Raw genomic sequence first — 19601 nt, 5'->3', positions numbered from 1 at the left:
GACCAGCTGAAACGGGAGACGGGAAAATCCCAGAGGTTGACCCTCCGCAGGTGGTGCCGCCCCGGGCGACACTTTGAGCCTTGACCCCGATAGGCTCTGTTTATCAGGATCTCACCGCGGAAATCTGCTCGCACCTTGGACAAGGAACCTGTATCTGAATTGGGTTTGGGGCAGGGCTTCGGCGAAGTGATGTGCCGTCCGTTTCGTGATCATGTGAGCCGAGGAGAGCGAGCGGCCTGTTGGTGTCGCGGGCGTTGCGCCGCAGGCTGGCGGCGATGTTGGTGCTCCTTGCGAGGCGGAGAGCGCCGATGGCGAGGTTGCGCCAAGTGTCCATGGCGCGAGGTGCGGTGCCGGTCCGTAGTTGGGAGGCGTCCTCGGCGAACGTCACGTCTCTGACGTGGTGCAGGGCCTCGATCTTCCAGTGGTCACGGATCAAGCTGATCTCGCCCCGGCCGTGGCCGGCGTCGCGGGTGCGTGACTGCAGCGGAGTCTGCTTCCAGGGCAGGGACTTGAGCTGCTTACGGAGCTTCTTCTGATTCCCCTTCATGATCACGATGTAGTGCGCGCGCCGACCGAGCAGGTAGTCGGCGTGCTCGCGCTGGGTGTGCATCGCTGCCGTCGAGGCGCATTCGACATGGCCCGAAGCCGGTTCACGGTCGCCGGTAGACCGAGCGTTCGACACCCGCCTCCGGTGTCCTGCTGAAGGACACGTGGGCGGGGTGCTCAGGGGTGACGAGCCTCCATCTGAAGGGGCAGGTTCCTGGGTCAGTGGCCGATCTTTGGTGGGTAGGCCAAGCGCCTTCCAAGCCCCTGTCGCCGACTGCGTCATGATCTGTTGATGGATGAGTACGCATGGCCCACGGGCCCGGACCTGCCGGACGCAGACACAGTTATCGGGAGCTGGGCGGCGACCGTCGCAGCTCTGCCAGTGGGGACCCACATAACTGGAGAGGTCATCGGCCGACAGCCCTTCGGCGTCTTCATACGTATAGAAGGTGTGCCCGTCGTCGTGGCGCTGGCCGAGATCTCGGCCATGCCGCTAGGGATGGATCTACCCGCTCTGGGGGCCTCCGTGGAGGGCGAAGTCTTCTGGCACAGCCACAACCATCAGGTGAGGGTCAGGCTGGATGAGTGGCGGACGTCTGCCGAGTGATCATTTCTTGGGCCGTCCCTGGGCCGTGCAAGGGTGCCCGAGGCCGACCGGCAGCCACCGACGTTGACAGTCGAGCCAGAGCCGCCAAGAGGGAAACCCCAGGTCAGGGCCGACCAGCTATACGCGTTTCCCCCCAGGGGTAGCGGTCGGGCAAGATGGGGTGTATCTGCCCACTGCCTGATTTCAAGCTGCCGGACGGTTTCTCTTGGCTGAGTACATCTACACCATGCGCAAGACGCGCAAGGCAATCGGCGACAAGGTCATCCTTGACGACGTCTCGCTGAACTTCCTGCCCGGCGCGAAGATCGGTGTGGTCGGCCCGAACGGTGCCGGTAAGTCGACCATTCTGAAGATCATGGCGGGGCTGGAGCAGCCGTCGAACGGTGACGCCTTCCTGTCGCCCGGATACACCGTCGGCATCCTGATGCAGGAGCCCAAGCTCAACGAGGACAAGACCGTCCTGGAGAACGTCCAGGAGGGCGTCTCCGAGGTCAAGGGCAAGCTCGACCGGTTCAACGAGATCGCCGAGCTGATGGCCACCGACTACTCCGACGCGCTGCTCGAGGAGATGGGCAAGCTCCAGGAGGACCTCGACCACTCCAACGCCTGGGACCTCGACGCGCAGCTCGAGCAGGCGATGGACGCGCTCGGCTGCCCCCCCGGCGACTGGCCCGTCGTCAACCTCTCCGGCGGTGAGAAGCGCCGCGTCGCGCTGTGCAAGCTGCTGCTGGAGGCCCCCGACCTGCTGCTCCTCGACGAGCCCACCAACCACCTCGACGCCGAGTCGGTGAACTGGCTGGAGCAGCACCTCGCCAAGTACGAGGGCACCATCGTGGCCGTGACCCACGACCGGTACTTCCTCGACAACGTCGCCGGCTGGATCTGCGAGGTCGACCGCGGCCGCCTGCACGGCTACGAGGGCAACTACTCCAAGTACCTCGAGACCAAGCAGACCCGTCTCAAGGTCGAGGGGCAGAAGGACGCCAAGCGCGCCAAGCGCCTCAAGGAAGAGCTGGAGTGGGTGCGGTCCAACGCCAAGGGGCGTCAGGCCAAGTCCAAGGCCCGTCTCGCCCGCTACGAGGAGATGGCGGCCGAGGCCGACAAGATGCGGAAGCTGGACTTCGAGGAGATCCAGATCCCGCCGGGCCCGCGGCTCGGCAGCATCGTCGTCGAGGTCTCCAACCTCACCAAGGGCTTCGGCGACAAGGTCCTCATCGACGACCTCAGCTTCACGCTCCCGCGCAACGGCATCGTGGGCGTCATCGGCCCCAACGGCGCCGGCAAGACCACCCTCTTCAAGATGATCCAGGGTCTGGAGACCCCGGACTCCGGCGCCATCAAGGTCGGCGAGACCGTCAAGATCTCGTACGTCGACCAGAGCCGCGAGAACATCGACCCGAAGAAGACGCTGTGGGCCGTCGTCAGCGACGAGCTCGACTACATCAACGTCGGTCAGGTCGAGATGCCCTCGCGGGCCTACGTCTCCGCCTTCGGCTTCAAGGGACCCGACCAGCAGAAGCCGGCCGGTGTCCTCTCCGGTGGTGAGCGCAACCGCCTCAACCTGGCGCTCACCCTCAAGCAGGGCGGCAACCTGCTGCTCCTCGACGAGCCGACGAACGACCTCGACGTCGAGACCCTGTCCTCCCTGGAGAACGCGCTGCTCGAGTTCCCGGGCGCTGCCGTGGTCGTCTCCCACGACCGGTGGTTCCTCGACCGGGTCGCCACGCACATCCTCGCCTACGAGGGTGACTCCAAGTGGTTCTGGTTCGAGGGCAACTTCGAGTCGTACGAGAAGAACAAGATCGAGCGTCTCGGCCCGGACGCCGCCCGTCCGCACCGTGCCACCTACAAGAAGCTGACCCGGGGCTGATCGATCTTGCGCCACATCTACCGCTGCCCCCTGCGCTGGTCCGACATGGACGCGTACGGGCACGTCAACAACGCGGTCTTCGTCCGCTACCTGGAGGAAGCCCGTATCGACTTCCTGTTCCGTCCGGAGAAGGACTTCCGGCAGGGGTCGGTGGTGGCGCGCCACGAGATCGACTACAAGCGGCAGCTCGTCCACCGGCACCACCCGGTGGACATAGAGCTGTGGATCACCGAGATCAGGGCCGCGTCCTTCACCATCACCTGTGAGGTGAAGGACGACGACGTCGTCTACGTCCGGGCCTCGACGGTGGTCGTGCCGTTCGACTTCGAGGCGGAGCGGCCGCGCCGGATCACCGCGGAGGAGAAGGAGTTCCTCCGCGAGTACATGGACGACGAGCCCGGCGAGGCCGGCAAAGCCGGCGGGACCGAAGAGGAGGAGGCCGTCGCCGCATGACGGTGCTCCACCTCGCCGACGAGGGGGAGGCGGCGGATCTCGCGGCCTTCCTCTCCCGGCTGCTCCACTACGACCGCGGCGCCGCCGTCCGCCTCCAGGCGGCCGGCACCGCGCTCGCCGTCTTCGGCCGCCCGCCCTCTTTCGAGGTGCTGGCGATCCGCGCCGTACGTCTGGCGAAGCCGTACGAGAACGGACTCGACGTCACGCTGGACGTGACCGTGTCCGCGGGTGAGCTCCTGGAGTCCGTCGACGAGTCGGCGGCCACCGCCGTCGTACCGGACGCCGTGACCGGGCCGCCGTGGGCCGGGGTGCTCCCGCCGCGCGGCGGATGGCGGCCGGTGCCGGGGCTGCCCGCGCCCGACGCCCTGCGGGCGATGATCGGCTCGGGTGTCGCGGAATTCCGGTCGCGCACACAGGAGTTGGCGGAGGAGCGGCGTACCCGCGCCGAACTCGACCGGATCGGGCGGGAGATCTGGTCCCGGACCGTCGGGGACACCCATCTTCCGGTGCGGGCCGTGCACGCGGCACAGTCGCTCGGATTCCTGCGCGCCACCGGAGAGCTCGCGCTGCTCTCGTCCGGTGCGTGGCTACGGCTGCGCACGCCGTACGGGTCGATCGCCGTACGGCGAGCAGGGCTCGGCGCGCTCGACGTCAGCGTCCGCTGACACCCGCGGTCGCGGAAGCCGCCGGCAGTCCGCTCGCCACGTCCAGGCCGGCCGGCTGGGCACGGCCGCCGCACCGTATTACTGTTTGGTCACGGTAAGTGATCAATGCCCGATTTTGGCGCCGGGTCCGAGTCCGGGGCCGGGTCCGGGTCCCAGTCCGGGTCCGAGTCCGAGTCCTGGTCCTGGTCCTGGTCCTGGTCGGGATCGGAAATCGCGGCAGGCTCAGCCCGCCGTGTTCACCATGGACGCCGCCGCGTACGTCAGGTAGTTCCACAGTGTCCGCTCGTGCTCCTCGGAGAGGCCGAGCTCGTCGACGGCGACCCGCATGTGCTTCAGCCAGGCGTCGTGCGCCGCACGGTCGACGGTGAAGGGGGCGTGGCGCATCCGCAGACGGGGGTGGCCGCGGTTCTCGCTGTACGTCGTCGGGCCGCCCCAGTACTGGATGAGGAAGAAGGTCAGGCGCTCCTCGGCCGGACCCAGGTCCTCCTCGGGGTACATGGGCCGCAGCAGTGGGTCCTCGGCCACACCCTCGTAGAAGCGGTGGACGAGGCGACGGAAGGTCTCCTCCCCGCCGACCTGCTCGTAGAAGGTCTGCTCCTGAAGCGTGCCGCGCCGAATCTCTTTCACGTCGTCCATGGTCTCAGACGCGGCGACCGAGGACTCAAGGCTTAGGACCAGCCGACCGGGAAGCAGCGGTCGTGACTGCTCGCGGCCACTCACTGGCTGCTCACGGCCGCCATGCCCGGCCGAACGGCTCGTTCCGGATCGTCCGGTCAGCCGCTCGCCCCGCACCGTCTCCCGCAGGACAGTGGACGTATGAGCGCGCACGCCCTCGACAGGGACCTCGACGACCTCGCCACCTCGGCGCGGGCCGCACTGGTGCGTGAGATCGACGCGAGCGGGGCATGGGTCGGCGACCCCGGGTGGCGGGAGGTCTTCGGCGCCGTGCCACGGCATCTGTTCGTGCCGTACTACTACGTCGGCGTCGCCGGCGGCTACGAGCGGCGCTGGGGCCAGAGCCCCGATCCCGCCGCCCGCGAGCGCTGGGTGCGCGGTGCCTACGCCGACACCCCGCTGGCCACCAGACTGCGCGACGGCGAGCTGCTCTCCTCCAGCAGCCAGCCGTCCCTGATGGCGATGATGCTGGTCGCGCTGGAGGTGGCGGACGGCCACCGGGTCCTGGAGATCGGCGCGGGCACCGGCTACAACGCAGCCCTGCTCACCCGCCGGCTCGGCGACGACGACCTCGTCACCACCGTCGACCTGGAACCGGAGATCACCGAGTCGGCGCGACGGCATCTGGCCGCCGCCGGGTACCGCCCCGCCGTCGTCACCGGCGACGGCGCACGTGGCGTCCCGGCGCGCGCCCCCTTCGACCGCATCGTCGCGACCTGCGCCCTGCCCTCGATCCCGCGCGCCTGGCTCGCCCAGTGCCGTCCCGACGCACGGATTCTCACCCCGCTTGCCACCGGCCTGGTCACCCTCGCCGTCCAGGACCCGGAGCACGCCGAGGGACGCTTTCTGCACACCCCCGCCTACTTCGTACCGCTGCGCGGCGGCAGCCGGAGCGAACCCGAGCTCCCGCCGGTGGCGGGGCTGCCGCGCCGGGCCAGGGAGCACGAACTGTTCCGCTTCCTGCTCGCCCTCACCCGCGGCAGCCTCGACCCGCAGGAGGCGTACAGGCTGTGGGAGCACGAGGGACAACCCCAGCGGGAGCGGTACGGCATCACCGTGCGCGGCGAACACGAGTGGGCGTGGCTGGACGACCCCGAGGGCCCGTACGCCTGGCCCCTGCCCGGCTGAGACGCCGGGAGGGGCCGGCCGTACGGGCTTTCACCGCCGTACGGCCGACCCCTCCCGGGTGCCGACTGCTAGCCGCGCCGGATCGTGATCGTCGTCCAGGCACCCACGTGCACCCGGTCGCCGTCCTGGAGCGGTACCGGTACGAAGGGCTGGATGGGCTCCTCGGAGCCGTTCACCGTCGTGCCGTTCGTCGAGTTCTGGTCGACGACAGCCCAGGTGCCGTCCGGCTGCTGGACCAGGACGGCGTGCTGGTGCGAGACACCCGGGTCCTCCGGCGGCACCGACAGGTCGATGTCGGGGGTGTCGCCGGTGGAGTGGCGGCGGCGGCCGATGGTGACCTGGTTGCCGGTGAGCGTGCGCTGCTGCTCGGGCGAGTACGCGGGCAGGTTCAGGCCGGCGGCCTCGGGGCCGGAGCGGTGCATCATCGCCATGAAGTACTCACGGTCCGGACCGATGGTCGCCAGCCAGGTCGCCGGCTGCTGCTGGTAGCCGGGCCCGGGCGGAGGGGCCTGGTTCGCGCCGGGCTGCGGATAGCCGTAGCCGCCCTGCGGGGGAGCGCCGGGGGCACCCGGGCCGCCGGGGCCGGACGACGGCGGGGAGATCACCCAGTCGTCGTCACCGCCGCCGAAGGACGGGCCGCCCTGCGGCGGACGGTTCGGGTCCTGCCCGAAGCCCGGCTGGGCCGGCGGCGCGGAGGGGCCGGGGCCGGCCGGCTGGAACGCCTGCGGAGCGCCACCGGGACCACCGGGGCCGGGCGGAGGCGGAGGCGGTCCCTGCCGTGAGGGGTCGCCGCCGAAGGCGGAGGGCGCGTTCATGCCGTGGCCGCCGGGACCACCCGGTGCACCGGGGCCGCCGAAACCTGGGCCGCCCGGAGCTCCGGGACCGCCAGGGCCCTGACCGGGGAAACCGGGGCCACCCGGTGGGCCGGGGTTCGTGGCGCCAGGACCGCCGGGGGCACCGGGGCCGGGGCCGAAGCCGCCGGGCCCACCGGGACCGCCCGGTCCACCGGGACCCTGACCCGGGCCGCCGGGGCCACCCGGAGCGTGCGGGTCCGCGCCGAACGGCGGGATCGGTTCCGCCGGCCGGTTCACCTGCGACGGGCGCGAGCCCTGGTACTCGTACGAGTCACCGCCGCCGAACGACGGCGGGGGACCCGACTGCTGCTGGAAGTGGGACGGCAGGCCGGGGCCGCCGGGCGCCGGCGGGCGCGGGGCCGCGGGCGTGTACGACGTCGCCGTGTTCGTCAGGAAGTTCCACCGGCACTCCTCGCAGAACGGCGCACCGCCCTCACGGGGCGTACGGCACTGCGGGCAGAGCTCCGGCTCCCGGGCACCGGGCATGGGCGGCGGGCCGCCCTGCTGACCCATGTTCGGGCCACCGGGTCCAGGGCCGCCGGGGTTGGGACCGGGGCCGCCGGGAGGCGGGAAGCCGTAGCCGCCGCCGGGCGGGGGCGGGGGAGGAGGGGGCGGAGGTACGGCACCGGCCATGCGGTGACCGCAGACCTCGCACCAGTCGTCGGAACCCGACTGGTGTCCGTTCGGGCAGGTCGGCATGTCGGCGCTTCCCCCTCTCTTTTCCGGTCGCTCTCGACCGGATTTCTCCAACCCCGAGGGGCCAGGCTCGATCTTTTCCGGGTCCTGCTAGGTCACTTCTTTACACGAACAGTCTTTGTGGACCGTGTCTCGAGAGTCATCTCGTCGGCCTCCGCGACCTTCGCCTTCAGTCGCACAGTACCCGCCGCGGCGTCGACCACGTCCACCACCTTCGCAAGGAGTTTCGCCGTATCCGCATTTCCGGAGGCGCTGGCGAGCTGAACGGCGCGGCCCAGTTTGGCCGTTGCTCCATCCATATCGCCCGCTTTGCGAAGATCGAGACCTTGTTGAATGGCTTGTGCCAGTTCTGCCTGGCCGGTGTAGTGGGCGACCTGAGGGTTGATCGACGTCGAGGCGACCATGTCGTCGGTCCACACGGCCCGTACCAGCCCCTGCGCGCCCAAGTTGTGCGCGCCCCCGTCGGCTTGCGGCACGACGAGCGAGACCCGGGCGGCGAGCATCTCCTGGCCGAGGTCCGCGGCCGGGACCTCGACGCAGACGTGGTAGTCACGGGACTCGTCGCCCCAGGAACCGGTGGGGTAGTCCCCGGCGCGCGGACCGGCCTCGGTGCGGCGGTCGGTCAACTCCTCGACCGTGGGCGCGACCTGCTTGACGAACTTGATGGTCGTGCCGACCGGCGTCCACAGGCGCAGGGCGACGTCCGAGACCTCCTTGCCCATCGCCGTCTCCATCATCTGTGTGAAGTCGGCGGCGAGGCCGGCCGGATCGGCGACGATGTCGGCGCTGCCGAGCAGCGCCGAGGCGATCCCTGTGACTTCTTTCACTTCCCAGTCCGTACCCACGCCGCGGGCGTCACATGTGAAGCGTCCGGCGCAGGAGTCGAGCGCCGCTTTGAGGTCCTCGGGCGACTCGTGTTCGTTGCGGCCGTCGGTGAGCAGGATGCCGTGCCGGATGGCGACGTCGTCGGAGGACAGCAGCCGGTCGGCGAGCCGCAGCCAGGTGCCGATCGCAGTGCCGCCGCCCGCGCTGAGCCGGCGCAGCGCCTGCTTGGCCTGGTCGCGGGTGGTGGCGTCGGCCACGGCGAGGCGTCCGCCGCCCGGATACACCTCCTTGGCCACGTGCGTGCCGCCGATCACGGCGAAGTGCACGCCGTCGCGCAGGGTGTCGATCGCGGCGGCCGTGGCGTCGCGGGCGTTGCGCATCTTGGTCGGCGGGTAGTCCATCGAGCCGGAGCAGTCCACCATGATCGCCACGGCCGCGGACGGTCCCTGCCCCGGAGAGTAGAGGTGGGGCGCGGCGACCGCGCTGCCGACCGTGCCGCCGCCGGTCGCGGTCACCGTGACGATCGCGCTGACGTCCCGGCCGCCCTCCGGCAGGTACTCGTTCTGGTACACGTCCACCGAGAACTGCGGCACGTTTGATTTCGAGAAATTGGCCATACGTTCTCAAATCCCCCTAAAAACCCCGCGATGGGGCCCTGGCTGTCGACGGACCGGTCCCCTCCGGTCCGATGAGGCCGTCCCCGCAGCAGGGCCTCAGGCCGATCCTGCCCCCATCGGGGGTGCCGGGAACGGCAGGACGGCCACTGTTACGTTGTCGTGGCCCCCACCGTCGAGCGCGTGACCGACGAGCACCTGGGCGCTGTGCAGGGGGCGCGCGGCGGCGTCGAGGGGTACGACTTCGGCCATGTCCTCGGCCGCCTCCGCGTAGTTCCACAGACCGTCCGTGCACACCAACACCACACCCGGCCGGTCCGGCTTGAAGGAAGCGGTGTGCGGCTCCAGTTCGTAGGCGTCCGCGCCGAGCCAGCCGGTGATCGCGTGGGCGCGCTCGTCGGCGTACGCCTCGGCCTCGTTCATCAGGCCCGCGGCGACCATCTGCGCCGCCCAGGAGTCGTCTTCGGTGAGCCGGGCCGGGGGAGTGCTGCGGTCCACCGGGACCCAGTAGGCGCGGCTGTCGCCGACCCAGCCGACGATCAGCAGCTCCGGCGTGACCACGGAGCCGACGAACGTGCAGGCGGGCGCGTTCTGGTGGGGGGCCTGCTCGCGGGCCGTGGCGGGCTCGGCGGCCAGGGCGTTGACCGCGTTCGAGGCGGCGACGATCGCGTCGTGCATGGCCTGCTGCGGGTGGGTGCCGCGCGGCAGGGCGCCCAGGAGTGACTCGCTCGCCGCCCGGGACGCGGCCATCGAGGCGTCGTCCGGGCGGGTCGCCGAGGACACGCCGTCGCAGACGATCGCCACGACCGCGGGCCGGCCGTCGGGCAGCGCGGTGCAGCAGACGGCGAACGCGTCCTCGTTGCGGTGGTGGCGGAGCCCCCGGTCGCTGACGGCGGCCACGGGGCCCGCGTCCTGCTCCATGTGGTCGCGCTCGCGCGGCTGCGCGTGCCCGCAGTTCTCGCAGTAGCCGTCGTGATCGACACGGCCGGCACGGCACGCCACGCACACCTTGGTGCCCTCCGGCGGGGTCGGCAGGTCGGCCGCGATCCGCGGGTCGGGCGCCTGCAAGGGGTAGTCGTCGGGCTCCGGCGGCCGGTCGAACCGCACACCGGACGCCGGGGACATGGGGGAGCCGGGCGGGGCGGCGGGAGCGCCGGCCGGCACCTGAGGCGGCAGCGGTCCGGCCGGGCCGCCAGGGGCCGGGATGCCGGGGTGGCCCTGCGGTACCTCGGGAGCGCCCGCCAGCGGTGGCGGAGGTCCGGGCGGCGGTGGTGCCTGCGGGGGCGGGGGAGTGCCCGGGGGCAGTGCGGCGCCGCCGGGCTCCGTGCCGGTCGGGTCCGGCAGATGCGCGGGCGCCGGGACGGCGGGGCCTCCCGGTGCGGCGGCCGCGGGCCACTCCGCGCCGGGCGCACCCGGGGCGGGGGGCGGCGCCGAGCCGTTCAGGGCGATGGTGGGGTGGTCGTCCGGCCGTACGGGCACGGCGGACAGGTCGTATCCACACGCACCGCAGAAACGGTCACCCGACTCAAGCGGCCATTCGCAGCTCGGGCAGGCGGACAACTGGGGCATCTGCGACATCAACTACACCCACGTCCGGGGGCGGTAACGGTTGGCACGTTCCACCAGGTCGATCCTCTCCTCGCCGCCCCGTGCGAGACGGGCCAGCATGCGGTACGAACGCTCCAGACCGAAACGCAGTCCCCGCTCGTCCAGGCCGCTGCCGAGCAGCGTCCGTCCTCCGGCGGTGCCAGGGGCGGAACCCTGGCCCCCGGAGAGTATCCAGTCCAGCGCGCAGCCGAGGACTTCCGTCGACAACTGCTCCCGGCGCGCCGGGTCCAGGCCGTACGCGTCGAGCGCCTCGACCTGCCCCGCGGCGGCGGTCAGGTCGTCCAGGAACGGTACGTCGGAGGCGACCGCCGTGCGTTGACGCAGCCGGGCGCGGACGGCCGCCACGCGTGCGGCCGTGTAGTGGATGGAGCTCTCCGGCACCGACTCCAGGGTCGCCACGGCGCTGCGGCGGTCGCCGGTCGCCAACTGGACGCGCGCCAGACCGAAGGCGGCGCTGACATAGCTGGGATCGGTGGACCACACCAGGCGGTAGTACTCGGCGGCGTTGTCCAGCTGACCCAGCACCTCGGCACAGAGGCCCAGGGCCAGCTTCGGGGCGGGCTCGCCGGGGAAGGCGTCGTAGATCGCGTCGAAGGCGAGCGCGGCGCCCTCGTGGTCGCCGGTGACGAGCGCGGCCACCCCGCGGTACCAGACCACCCGCCAGTCGTCGGGCCGTTCGTCCTCCAGCTTCAGCAGCGTCTCGTGCGCGGTGCCGGTGTCGCCGTTCTCCAGCCAGGCCCGCACCTGCCGCAGCCGGGTCTCGGTCGACGGCGCGGGCGCGGCGGCGAGGGCGCCCAGCAGCTCGGCCGCCGCGGTCGTCATCAGACCCGCGAGGAAACCGGCGTTGGGATCGGACGGGTCGACCCGCGGGACCGGCAGGGCGAGCGCAGCGACGGAGGCGCTGACGGGCTTGACGATGCCGGGGGCACCGGCGGCGCCCTGGGCGGCCGCACCGCCCGGCCCTCCGTTGCCCGCCGTGAGCTGCTTGGCGGCGGGCGCCACGCGTGCCCCGAGCCGTGAGACCTCGCCGTCCAGCTTCGGGAACAACTCCGTGTCCGTCACCCGCACTTCGGGACCGAACAGCGTCGAAAGGGATGGTCGTGCCCGCCCGGTCTGCAAGGACACGACCTCGCGCAGCACGCCCGTCAGCTGCTCCGTCATCTCCTGCGCGGAGGCGAAGCGGCGGGCCGGGTCGGGGTCGGTCGCGCGGACCAGGAGGCGGTAGAAGGACTCGTACTGGCGGAAGACCTCGATGTGGTCGGGGTCGGGCAGCGAGTCGACGTAGACGTTCGTGTAGCCCTGGAAGTCGAAGGACAGCACGGCCAGGGTGCGCGCGACCGTGTACAGGTCGGAGGCGACCGACGGGCCGACGTCCGCGACCTCGGGCGCCTGGTAGCCCACCGTGCCGTAGATGGCCGACTCGTCGTCGTCCATCCTGCGCACCGCGCCCATGTCGATCAGCTTGAGCTGATCCTCGGTCTGGATGGCGTTGTCGACCTTGAAGTCGCAGTACAGCAGGTTGCGGTTGTGCAGATGGCCGAGCGCCTCCAGGGCCTCGATGCCGTACGCGCACGCCTGCTCGACGGGCAGCGGATCGCGCCGGCCCGTCTCCGTGCGACGGGCGTTCGCGATCTCCTTCAGGGACTTGCCGCCGACGTACTCCATGACGATGTAGCCGTCGAGGGAGCCGGTGCGCTGGTCGAGGTGCTCGACGAAGTTGTAGATCCGCACGATGTTGGCGTGCTCGATCTCCGCGAGGAAGCGCCGCTCGGAGATCGCCGCCGCCATCGCGTCCTGGTCGCCGGTGTCCAGCAGTCCCTTGAGCACCACCCAGCGGTCGGAGACCGCGCGGTCCACGGCGAGATACACCCAGCCGAGGCCGCCGTGCGCCAGGCAGCCCACGACCTCGTACTGGCCGTGCACGATGTCGGCGGACTTCAGCTTCGGGACGAAGGAGTACGGGTGCCCGCACTTCGTGCAGAAGCCCTCGGTGCGGCCCGGCCGCTCACCGCGGGCCCGGCCGACCGGCGCGCCGCAGTCCGAACGCGAGCAGAACCGCTTGCGCTCGGGCACCTCCGGGTTCTCAAGGACCATCGCGCGCGGATCGGGCCGCGGCACGTCCGGGACCTGGACCAGACCGACGCCGAGCCGGCCGCGCCCGCTGGAGCCGGTGGACGAACCCGAGCTGCGCACCGACACCGAGCGGCCCGTGGAACGGCCCGACAGCGAGCGCGACAGCCGTCCCGACACCGAGCGCCGGGACTTCGACGACTGCGACGACGTACGGGAACTCCCGCGGCCGGTGGAGCGGGAGCTGGCGCTGCCCGTCGAGCCGCGTGCTCCCTTGCCGCCCGTCATCCCGGTGGGCGGCGAGCCGACCATGCCGGACGCCGACACGACCGGGGCCAGACCGCAGGTGTCGCAGTACAGCTCGCCGCCGCCCACGTCCTCGTACGTCCCGTCGCAGTCCGGCCGCTGACAGGTGCGCTGTGCCTGACTCACGACTCCCCCCTCACCCTCATGATCCCCCGCGATCCTCGGGCCCGCGCGGCCCCGGCACCCGGCCGCCGCCGAGCAGGTCGGCCGCCGCGTGCTGGTAGCGCAGCACCGCCTGCTCGGCGACCCGCAGGTCGCAGGGTGCGCTCCACAGCATGCGGCGGGCCGCGTCGTATCGCTCGATGAGGAACGGGTCCTCCGCGAGGCCGTGCCGGGCGACCTTCGCCTTGTACGCGTCGAGGCGGCCGCGCAGCTCGGCGCGGACCGCCAGGGGCGCGGTGACCGCGGTCAACGACTCGCGGGCGCGCAGCAGTTCGTCCTCCGCCTTCTGCTCCAGGGACTCCAGGAGCGGGGACAGGCGGTGCCACTGGGCCGATCTGCGGTACTCGGCGGCCGTCGCCAGCTGCTCCTGGAGCACGGTCGGCGGGCCGCTGACCACCGGCACCTCCGTGGCGGCGATCTTCGCCAGCACCTCGCCGCGCGCGGTGCGGGCCTCGGCGAGCGTACGGTCCGCGCGGGAGAGCAGGTCCCGCAGCTTGACCAGCCGCTGCTCGGCATCCTGACGGACCGTCAGGACAGCGTCGATCTCACGCCGTACGTCCTCCAGCGCGCGCGCCTCGCGGTCGTACACCGTGGTGTCCGGCCTGCCGCCGCCCGGCGCCGAACTGCCCTGCTTCCGGATCCAGTACGCGAGCGGGTCGGACACCACCTGCGCGCGCAGATTGGTCAGTGTGCGCGTGATGCGCTCCAGGTCGTCCCCCGCCGGGTGCTCGCCCGGGCGCACCCCCACGGAGTGGGCGAGCCGACGGGTGCGCTGGAGCTCCGCGGCGAGTAAATCGATACGGGCCGGCAGCGCCGACCACACCGCGTCCGCCGCGACCACCATGTCCAGCGAGGTCGCGTACAGCTCGTTCATCCGGTCCACCAGCGTGACCAGCGAGAACTGCTCGCTGAGCTTGCTCGCGGACCCCTGGAGCGTCGGGGCGGCCGCGGTCGCCGTCGCCGAACCCGCGACGGTCACCGACTCGCCCCGCAGCAGCTCCGTCAGCTCCACCAGGTCGTCCCGGCTGGACCAGCGGCGACGTGACCGGATCTCGCGGGCGGAGCGCAACGCGTCGGTGTACGCGTCGAAGTACGCCCACAGCAGCGTGATCGACGCATCCGCGGCCGTCCAGCGTTCCCTGGTGACGCCCGTCAGTTCGGCGCCTTCGAGAAGTCTGCGGCCCGCGTGGTCCTGAAGGGCGAGCAGCGAGGTCTCGATCGCCTCTTGCTCCGCGCCGAGCCGCGCCAGCGCACGGTCCACCTCGTCCCGGTCCATCACCGGCCCGGCGGGGTCCGTGACGCCCATCGATCACCTCTCGCTGCGTTGAGTTCCGTCAGTCGTCCGTCAGTTGACGGCCGGCTACTTGTAGTCGGCCTCGGGAGGGGTCGCCGACGCCGACTTCTTGTCGCCCTGATCCATGGTCGGGTGGAGCCACTTCTCGTACGACGCCTCCCAGCCACCGTCCTTGACGTAGTTCTCCAGGGTGCGGTTGACCTGGCGTACCAGATCGTCGGAGCCCAGTTTCATCGCCACGCCGTAGTACTCGTCCGTGAACAGGCTGCCCTTGAGTTCCACGGTCGGATCCTGCGCCGCCTGACTCGCCGCGAGCGCGCCGTCCGTGACGACCGCGTCGACGTCTCCGAGCTGCAACTTCACCAGGCAGTCGAGCTGGTTGGGGACGGTGGTGCTGATGTCGGTGGAGGCCGGAAGGTCGCCGTTCTTCCTGCCCGCCTCGAGGTTGTCGTACGCGGTGGAGCCCTCCGCCGAGCACACCTTGCGGCCGGCCAGGGTCTTGTCGAACCCGGTGATCGTCGAGGTCTTGGGAGCCAGGACCTGCTGGCCGGTGACGAAGTACGGCGCGGAGAAGGCGACTTGTCCGATGCGGTCGCAGTTGATCGTCATGGTGCGCACCACCATGTCGACCTCGCCCTTCTGGATCGCCTCGATCCGGCGGCTGGTCGGGATCGCCTTGAACTGCACGTCGTCACGGTCACCGAGGATGTCCTCGGCGATCCGGTGGACCAGGTCGATGTCGAACCCCTCCAGCTCGCCGGAGGGGTTGTTCGGGTCGAGGTAGCCCCAGCGGTAGCTGTTGGTGTCGACGCCGACGATCAGACGCCGGTCCTTGCGGCCCTTGATCGCGTCCAGCGTCGGCGTCCCGCCGTCGCCGCCGGACGGCGACAGGGACTGGTCCTCGGGGTTCTCGCACTCCTCGGCCCGCACCTGGCTGCCGTGGGCGAGACCCCGGCCCGCGCCGGAGGCGTCCCCGGGGTCGCCCTCCTGGGACAGCGGCAGCAGCAGCGCGAAGGCCAGCGCCAGGGCGCAGACGACGGCCATCGCGCCCACCCCGCCCCAGCCGCGCACGCCGGCCCGCAGCCGGCGCCATGCGCGGGCCGCGCCCCGGAGGCGGACCGGGGTGTCGCCCTCGTTGCTCGTGCCGCGTGCGTTCATCGTCGTGCCCCCTCTCACCGGTACTCCGACAGCCTGCGGCCGATGCCGAGGACCGCGCCGGCCGCGCCCAGGACCGCGAGGACCGCGGCGCCGGTCGGCAGGCCGGTCAGCGAGTCACGGCCGTCGCCCGCCGCCTGCCTGAACTCGTTCTGCTCGTGGGTGAGCGCCGTCGCCAGGGCCTTGTCGACGTTGTCGAAGCACACGCTCGTGGGCTCCTTCGCGGCGCCGATGACACGGTCGCGGGCGGCCTGGTAGTTGCCCGAGTCGTTGTCGTCGCGGGCCAGGTCGTGGCGGTCCTTCCAGATCTTCATGAAGCCGTTCGCGTCCTGCACGGGCTTCTTGCCCGCCGTGTCGTCGGCGAGGTCCGCGGCCCGGGTGAGCGCCTTGGCGAGGTCGTCGATCTCCTTGTCGTAGCCCCACTCGTACGCGTCGACGACCGTGTCGTCTGCCAGCGTCCTGGTGTCCGCGCCGCGGCGGACGAGAGTGAGGTTCTCGTCGCTGCGGGCGGTGAGGGAGGCGATGCGGGCCTCGTGCAGCACGTTCAGGGAGCGCACGCCGTGGTCGTAGGAGTCGTTGAGGCCGGCGCGCGCGACGACCTGTCCCACGGCGAGCCACAGCAGGACGACCGTGGCGGCGGCCGTGGCGGTGACCAGGCCGTGGTTCAGGACCCTGTTGGTGCGCCGGTAGTTGCGGCGCTGGGCCCAGACGAGGGCGGCCAGGACGAGGACGCCGAGTCCGGCGGCCGCCCACGGGAACGACTTCGCGTCCGCGTAGTCGGCGCGCAGGCGTTCGTTCTCCGTCTCGTGGAGCTTCTGGGCCGCCGGGAGCATCCGCTGCTGCATCATCTCGTTCGCGGCGCGCAGGTAGGCGCCGCCGACGGGGTAGCCCTGGCGGTTGTTGGCCCGTGCCGTCTCGACGAGACCCTTGTACTCCGGGAGGAGTCTGCTGAGTTCGGCGATCGTGTTCGCCGAGGTGGAGCCCGACTCGGAGTTGGCGGCGGCGGTGACGAGCTTGGCGGCGGCCGTGCGGATGTCCCGCTCGTAGCCCTCGCGCATGGCCGGCTTCTCCTGGAGGCCGGCGAGGTAGCCGCTGGCCGCGGCGGTGTTGGCGTCCGCCAGGGAGCGGTAGATGTCGGCCGCGTCGGAGGTGAGGGGCTGGCTGCGGTTGAGGACGTCGTCGGCTGCGGCCGCGCGTTCTGTCATCTGCCAGGCGGCGATGGAGCCGAAGGCGACCACGAGGAGGGCGAGGAAGGCGCCGATGATGCGGAGGCGGCCGGGTTCGGTGGTGGCGGCGGTGCGGAGTTGGTCGAAGCCCTCGGCGAAGGCTGTGCGGCGGGGTTCTGCGGGTGCTGCGGGTGTTGTGGGTGTTGTGGGTGTTGTGGATGTGGGGGCGTGTGAGGTGTTGTCGGGTGACTGTGGGGGGACGGACGGCATGGTGGGTGCGCCCTGTGCCGGGGTGTTTTCCGGTGGTGCGCTGCTGTTCGGCGTCTGTGTCACTGCTGACCTCCCCCGTGGTCATCCGTCGCGGCAAGTATCGCTGCCGGGACTGACATCCGCACCGGCCTTCGCTGGATCTTGATCGGATCGCAGCGTGGGTGCCGCGTCGGCACCTCGACACACGCCCCGCACCACCCCCTGCCCATGAAAACGCCGTGGGAATCTGTTCGGTTCCAGGATCCGGGTTCGGGGGGTGTGCGTCTTTTGCCTGCGGCGGGTGGGGGTGTGGGTAGCGCCTGCGGGTGGGGGTGGGTCGGGGCCGTACGCGGCTGGGCTGCAACGCCCCTCTTTCAGGGGCGCGGGGAACTGCGCGACCAGCCACGACGGACCCGCAGTCGCCGTCGCTACCGCTCGAAGTGGCTGCGCAGGCGGGTGTGTACCTCCGGCGGTGCTTCTACGGCGTCCAGGCCCAGCAGGGCCGCTCCCAGTACCGGGCTTGCCGTGACCACGTTCGGGACTGCCTTGGGGGCCCGGGATGCCAGCAAGTCTCGGATGGTGTCGATCAGTTGGGGGTGGCGGGCGGCCAGGACTCCGCCGCCCAGCAGGACCGGGGTCTCCTCCTCCAGCAGGTCCAGGCGGGTCAGGGCGACCGTGGCCATCGCGACCACCTCGTCGGCCAGGCGGTCGACCACAGAGCGGGCGATCGGGTCGCCGGATGCCGCCGTCGCGAAGAGGACCGGTGTCAGCTCGTGGCGGCGGATGTCCTCGATGCGTTCCAGGTGCAGGGACTCGATCAGGGCGTACATGGTGGGCAGGCCGAAGTGGGAGGGGAGGGTGTGTGCCAGGTCCGTGGGGGCGCCTCGGCCGTCCTCCGCCCTGGCCGCGTGCCACATGGCCTCCTCCGCCAGGCCCCAGCCGCCGCCCCAGTCACCGGAGATACGGCCCAGTGCGGGGAAGCGGGCCGTGCGGCCGTCGGGGCGCATGCCCACGCAGTTGATGCCGGCGCCGCACACGACGGCCACGCCACGGGGTTCGGTCACCCCGGCGCGGAGGATCGCGAAGGTGTCGTTGCGTACCTCCACTGTTGTGCCCCACCCGCGTGCGTGCAGCGCCGTCGCCAGGGTTTCTTCCTCCACCGGGAAGTCGGCGTTCGCCAGGCAGGCCGAGACGTGGTCGACGGCGGTCACGCCCGCGGCGGTGAATGCCTCGTCCACCGCCTCGGCGAGTGTGTCCATCGCCTGCTCCACGCCCACGGCCGGTGGCCGGAAGCCGCCCGAGCGGGCGGTGGCGAGGACGCTTCCGTCGGCCGCCACCACCGCCACGTCGGTCTTGCTGTTGCCCGCGTCGACGGCGAGGACACGTGCGGTCATGCCCACGCGAGGTGCTCCCGGTTGTGTGCGATGAGTTCGTCGGTGAGTCGTTCCGCGTACTCGTACTGGCCGACGAGGGGGTGCGACAGCAGCGCCTTGAAGACGCGGGTGCGGCCGCCGTGCAGGGCCGCGTCGAGGGCCAGGTCCTCGTACGCCGTCACCTGGGCCATCAGACCCGCGTACAGGGGGTCGACGTGGGAGACGGGGAGCGGGGTCGCGCCCTGTCTGCCGACCGCCGCCTGCACCTCGATCACCGCGTCGTCGGGGAGGAACGGCAGCGTCCCGTTGTTGTGGGCGTTCACCACCTGGTACGGGCTGCCCGCACCGTTCAGCAGCGCCGCCGCCAGGTCGACCGCCGCCTCGGAGTAGTACGCCCCGCCCCGCTTGGCGAGCAGCTCCGGCTTCTCGTCGAGAGCCGGGTCGGCGTAGAGAGCCAGCAACTTTCTTTCCATTTCGGCCACTTCGGCGGCACGGGACGGTTTGGTGCGCAGCTCGCGGACCACCTCGTCGTGCGCGTAGTAGTAACGCAGGTAGTAGGAGGGGACTACGCCCAGGCGGTCCAGTACGGCCCGGGGGAGGCGCAGGTCCGCGGCGATCGCCTCGGTGTGGTCGGTGAGCAGCTTCGGCAGGACGTTCTCGCCCTCGGGGCCGCCCAGGCGCACCCCGGTCTCCCAGGTGAGGTGGTTGAGGCCCACGTGGTCGAGGTGGACGTCGGAGGCGGACACGCCCAGCATCGCCGCGAACTTGCGCTGGAAGCCGATCGCCACGTTGCACAGGCCGACCGCCTTGTGGCCCTCCTGGAGCAGGGCCCGGGTCACGATGCCGACCGGGTTGGTGAAGTCGATGATCCAGGCGGTGGGGTTGGCGCGGCGGACGCGCTCCGCGATGTCGAGGACGATCGGGACCGTGCGCAGGGCCTTCGCCAGGCCGCCGGCTCCGGTTGTCTCCTGGCCCACGCAGCCGCATTCCAGCGGCCAGGTCTCGTCCTGCTCGCGGGCCGCCTGGCCGCCCACACGGAGCTGGAGGAGGACCGCGTCGGCGCCGTCCACCGCCTTGTCCAGGTCCGTGGTGGTGGTGATCGTGCCGTTGTGGGCCTGGCGGGTGAAGATGCGGCGGGCCAGGCCGCCGACCAGTTCCAGGCGGTCCTGCGCCGGGTCCATCAGGACCAGTTCCTCTATGGGGAGGGTGTCCCGGAGGCGGGCGAAGCCGTCGATGAGTTCGGGGGTGTAGGTCGAACCTCCGCCGACCACGGTGAGTTTCATGC

General features: G+C 71.3%; 17 protein-coding genes. 6 read left to right on the top strand and 11 right to left on the bottom strand.

What is annotated here, in order from left to right:
* Positions 1 to 103 precede the first annotated feature (103 nt).
* On the bottom strand, positions 104 to 682 hold the full coding sequence (locus tag PGH47_RS15100) for a hypothetical protein (protein ID WP_271663869.1): 579 nt from the start codon (positions 680 to 682) through the stop codon (positions 104 to 106).
* 156 nt (positions 683 to 838) lie between these two features.
* Between PGH47_RS15100 and PGH47_RS15095 the strand changes: the two genes are divergently transcribed.
* The 4 genes from PGH47_RS15095 (at position 839) to PGH47_RS15080 (ending at position 4141) form a co-directional block, all read left to right on the top strand.
* Positions 839 to 1153 (top strand): hypothetical protein, encoded by a 315-nt coding sequence (locus PGH47_RS15095; RefSeq protein WP_271663868.1) that lies wholly within the window; start codon positions 839 to 841, stop codon positions 1151 to 1153.
* Between the two features lie 205 nt (positions 1154 to 1358).
* Positions 1359 to 3023 carry an energy-dependent translational throttle protein EttA gene (gene ettA, locus PGH47_RS15090; RefSeq protein WP_269644595.1) on the top strand — a complete coding sequence of 555 codons (1665 nt, stop codon included), beginning with the start codon at positions 1359 to 1361 and terminating at the stop codon, positions 3021 to 3023.
* A 6-nt stretch (positions 3024 to 3029) separates the two neighbouring features.
* The gene (locus PGH47_RS15085; protein ID WP_271663867.1) at positions 3030 to 3476 is read left to right on the top strand and encodes an acyl-CoA thioesterase; all 447 of its coding nucleotides are present in this window, start codon (positions 3030 to 3032) and stop codon (positions 3474 to 3476) included.
* Positions 3473 to 4141, top strand: coding sequence for a hypothetical protein (locus PGH47_RS15080; protein ID WP_271663866.1), 669 nt, complete (start codon positions 3473 to 3475; stop codon positions 4139 to 4141). The genes PGH47_RS15085 and PGH47_RS15080 overlap by 4 nt, the downstream gene beginning before the upstream one ends.
* 222 nt (positions 4142 to 4363) lie before the next feature.
* On the opposite strand, the gene PGH47_RS15075 is transcribed toward PGH47_RS15080, so the two are convergent.
* Positions 4364 to 4777, bottom strand: coding sequence for a globin (locus PGH47_RS15075; protein ID WP_030959324.1), 414 nt, complete (start codon positions 4775 to 4777; stop codon positions 4364 to 4366).
* 180 nt (positions 4778 to 4957) lie between these two features.
* On the opposite strand from PGH47_RS15075, the gene PGH47_RS15070 reads away from it, so the two are divergent.
* Entirely contained in the window at positions 4958 to 5944 is a 987-nt protein-coding gene (locus PGH47_RS15070; protein WP_271663865.1) for a methyltransferase domain-containing protein, read from the top strand.
* Between the two features lie 68 nt (positions 5945 to 6012).
* Here the strand turns inward: PGH47_RS15070 and PGH47_RS15065 are convergent, their stop codons facing one another.
* The 4 genes from PGH47_RS15065 to PGH47_RS15050 all read right to left on the bottom strand — a co-directional run bounded on the left by PGH47_RS15065 (position 6013) and on the right by PGH47_RS15050 (position 12740).
* A complete protein-coding gene (locus tag PGH47_RS15065; protein WP_271663864.1) occupies positions 6013 to 7497 on the bottom strand; it encodes an FHA domain-containing protein in 1485 nt (494 codons plus the stop codon).
* 92 nt (positions 7498 to 7589) lie between these two features.
* Positions 7590 to 8936: a vWA domain-containing protein gene (locus tag PGH47_RS15060; RefSeq protein WP_271663863.1), complete on the bottom strand. Its 1347-nt coding sequence runs from the start codon at positions 8934 to 8936 to the stop codon at positions 7590 to 7592.
* 96 nt (positions 8937 to 9032) lie between these two features.
* Complete coding sequence (locus PGH47_RS15055; RefSeq protein ID WP_271663862.1) at positions 9033 to 10511, bottom strand: PP2C family serine/threonine-protein phosphatase; 1479 nt, start codon at positions 10509 to 10511, stop codon at positions 9033 to 9035.
* Positions 10512 to 10514: 3 nt separating this feature from the next.
* On the bottom strand, positions 10515 to 12740 hold the full coding sequence (locus PGH47_RS15050) for a tetratricopeptide repeat protein (protein WP_443048496.1): 2226 nt from the start codon (positions 12738 to 12740) through the stop codon (positions 10515 to 10517).
* Here PGH47_RS15050 and PGH47_RS43245 point away from each other — a divergent pair.
* On the top strand, positions 12712 to 13020 hold the full coding sequence (locus tag PGH47_RS43245; protein ID WP_443048495.1) for a hypothetical protein: 309 nt from the start codon (positions 12712 to 12714) through the stop codon (positions 13018 to 13020). The genes PGH47_RS15050 and PGH47_RS43245 overlap by 29 nt on opposite strands.
* Positions 13021 to 13059: 39 nt before the next feature.
* On the opposite strand, the gene PGH47_RS15045 is transcribed toward PGH47_RS43245, so the two are convergent.
* The 5 genes from PGH47_RS15045 to PGH47_RS15025 all read right to left on the bottom strand — a co-directional run bounded on the left by PGH47_RS15045 (position 13060) and on the right by PGH47_RS15025 (position 19599).
* Positions 13060 to 14385 carry a hypothetical protein gene (locus tag PGH47_RS15045; RefSeq protein ID WP_271663860.1) on the bottom strand — a complete coding sequence of 442 codons (1326 nt, stop codon included), beginning with the start codon at positions 14383 to 14385 and terminating at the stop codon, positions 13060 to 13062.
* Positions 14386 to 14439: 54 nt separating this feature from the next.
* A complete protein-coding gene (locus PGH47_RS15040) occupies positions 14440 to 15531 on the bottom strand; it encodes a glutamate ABC transporter substrate-binding protein (protein ID WP_443048494.1) in 1092 nt (363 codons plus the stop codon).
* Positions 15532 to 15545: 14 nt separating this feature from the next.
* A complete protein-coding gene (locus PGH47_RS15035) occupies positions 15546 to 17027 on the bottom strand; it encodes a hypothetical protein (RefSeq protein WP_443048493.1) in 1482 nt (493 codons plus the stop codon).
* Positions 17028 to 17371: 344 nt separating this feature from the next.
* On the bottom strand, positions 17372 to 18343 hold the full coding sequence (locus tag PGH47_RS15030) for an N-acetylglucosamine kinase (protein ID WP_271663858.1): 972 nt from the start codon (positions 18341 to 18343) through the stop codon (positions 17372 to 17374).
* Positions 18334 to 19599 carry a 6-phospho-beta-glucosidase gene (locus PGH47_RS15025; RefSeq protein ID WP_271663857.1) on the bottom strand — a complete coding sequence of 422 codons (1266 nt, stop codon included), beginning with the start codon at positions 19597 to 19599 and terminating at the stop codon, positions 18334 to 18336. The genes PGH47_RS15030 and PGH47_RS15025 overlap by 10 nt, the downstream gene beginning before the upstream one ends.
* Positions 19600 to 19601 lie beyond the last annotated feature (2 nt).

The organism is Streptomyces sp. HUAS 31 (assembly GCF_028198125.1).
GTDB lineage: Bacteria > Actinomycetota > Actinomycetes > Streptomycetales > Streptomycetaceae > Streptomyces > Streptomyces chartreusis.
The sequence above is the reverse complement of the archived record's forward strand: the minus strand, read 5'-3'. Positions and strand labels throughout refer to the sequence as shown.